Annotated in this window: 1 protein-coding gene; it reads right to left on the minus strand. The window is 60.3% G+C overall.

The window, feature by feature from the left end:
• Positions 1 to 244 (minus strand): hypothetical protein (locus RVY79_RS17910; RefSeq protein ID WP_317465863.1); only part of this gene is annotated, 244 nt, incomplete at its 3' end.
• Between the last annotated feature and the right edge of the window lie 136 nt (positions 245 to 380).

A 380-nucleotide genomic window follows, 5' to 3' on the forward strand; every position in this document is an offset into this window, starting at 1 on the left:
GCCGGATCGCTGTCAGCAGACTCGCCGCTGGCAAGCCGCGATTGGCCACGATCGTGGGTAACATCCGTTGCCAGTTGTCGATCCAGACTCGGGATGCAGCGAGTTCTGCCGGCGGCACCACACGAATATCGATCTCTGAGTCGTCCAGTTGGCGCCCTTTGTCGACGACCATGCCCTCGTCGTCTGACTCTGAGAGCAACACCAACTCGTCCCGAGTTTCATAACGGACCCAGAACTCGGCCAAGTGTCGCTGTCCGCCCACTAGGATGAACCCAGGCCTTTCGCAAAAACGCTGAACGTCGGGATCGGCCTCCAGCCTCAGCCATTGATCGAGAGCCGCACACCGATAGAACGACACCCGGCGCCCCAATTTGAGGCTG

It is taken from the genome of Chromohalobacter sp. HP20-39, assembly GCF_033052815.1.
Taxonomy (GTDB): Bacteria; Pseudomonadota; Gammaproteobacteria; order Pseudomonadales; family Halomonadaceae; genus Chromohalobacter.